General features: G+C 30.2%; 1 protein-coding gene. It reads left to right on the forward strand.

The genetic code is table 11. From position 1 onward, the window contains the following. Window positions 1–232: 232 nt before the first annotated feature. A complete protein-coding gene (locus L8D11_RS05160; protein WP_236870600.1) occupies window positions 233–1,432 on the forward strand; it encodes a CCA tRNA nucleotidyltransferase in 1,200 nt (399 codons plus the stop codon). Window positions 1,433–1,843 lie beyond the last annotated feature (411 nt).

Here is a 1,843-nt window from a genome sequence, read left to right on the forward strand (position 1 = left end):
AGAATGCACGCAATGTTTTGCAGATTAAAGCGACTATGTCCTCTAATGAGTGGAATCTTTATGAAGCAAATATTGACAATGAGTTGATTCTAAAAGTTGCTTAACGCTATCTAATATTTATGCTTCCTTTATAAAACCTTATTCCCTGACTAATACAAAATTTTAAATGCAGTAGTATCTTGACCATTGATTTGTGGCCTGATAGTTTTAGGTGCCATTAGTTATTTATTCCATGAATGCAGTTAAATTAAATTTAAATTTTCCCAAAGAATTAAATACAATATTTGATATTATTTTTGAGGCAGAAGGAGAGTGCAGACTAGTTGGCGGGTGTGTAAGAGATTATTTAATAAACAAAGCGCCAGTAGATTTTGATATTGCAACAAATTTAGCTCCTGAAATAATAATAAAAATATTCCAAAGAAACAATATTGAAGTTTTTCCAATTGGAGTGGAGCATGGGACTGTTTTGGTAGTGATTAACGGATTTAATTTTGAAATAACTACATTAAGAAAAGATGTTAAATGTTTTGGTCGACATGCAGAGGTTCAATTTACAAATGACTGGAAGGAAGATGCTGCAAGAAGAGATTTTACAATGAACGCTATGTCAATAACTCCAAATGGAGAGCTATATGATTATTTTGATGGTCAGGAAGATTTAGAGCAAAAAAAGGTTAGGTTTGTTGGAAATACAACCAAGAGAATTGAGGAAGATTATTTAAGAATATTACGCTATTTAAGATTTTTGGGCTATTTTGGTTTAAAAAACATAGATGATGCAAGCTATAAAGCCTCTATAAAAAATATCCCAAATTTGGAATACATATCCAAGGAAAGAATTAGGAGGGAGTTGCTAAAATTACTTGCATCTCAATTTGCCAAAGAAGTAATTATAAAGCTAATAGACGAAAATATTTTTCATTATATTGGACTATCTTCAATTACCATTAGCAGCAAATTACTTCAAAGAATTAACTTTAAAATTGATGATCCACTGGTGAATTTAGCTATATTATGTAACTTAAGCACCACACAAAATGCTAATAAAATTACTCAACTAAAGAATAATCTACAACTCTCCAACAGGGAATATAAAGAACTCAATTGCCTTACTTCATTTACTAACCAACAAAAATTTACAAATTATCACCACTATAAGTATTGGTACGAATATGGCAAAGATTTGTATTTAAGATTTTTATTTGTAGCGAATAATATCACTGAAATTAATGGGTATAAGAAATATTTACATGAAGTATTAAATGGTGATGATTTTGTTTTCCCACTTAACGGTAGGGATTTGCAAAATCTTAACATTGCGGGCAAGGCTATAGGAGACGCAATCAAGAAAGCTAAAGACTATTGGCATACCAATAACAATATGCTAAATAAATTAGAGCTTATAAACTATTTAAAAATACATAATTAAAAAGCCCTGTTACAAATTAAGTATGGCACAAAATAATCAAAGCAGTTGTGAAACCTATGCTATAGAAAATACCGTAAGGTTTTAGGCGAAGATTATGCAGAAATAAATATTAGACATTTTCATCATCACTATCTATATTTGCGAGATTTGCCTGAGAGAAATACTACCGCTTCTAACAAGGATAACTAGCATTTTTTAACACCTACTCTTCAAAGTTCTCCATTATTAATATGATTATGATTATCATTGTGTTCAATTTCTTTTGGCACGTCATGACTATTTTGGTATAGTGGACTGAAAAATCAAGACAAAATTTTGAGAATTTTGCTTCCTATTATTAAGCAGCATTTTTCAATGCCTCTAAATAAACATTCATGGGCTTTTTATAGCCAATGCTAGAATGAAATCTTT

Source organism: Candidatus Bandiella numerosa, from assembly GCF_021811875.1.
Lineage (GTDB): Bacteria > Pseudomonadota > Alphaproteobacteria > Rickettsiales > Midichloriaceae > Aquirickettsia > Aquirickettsia numerosa_A.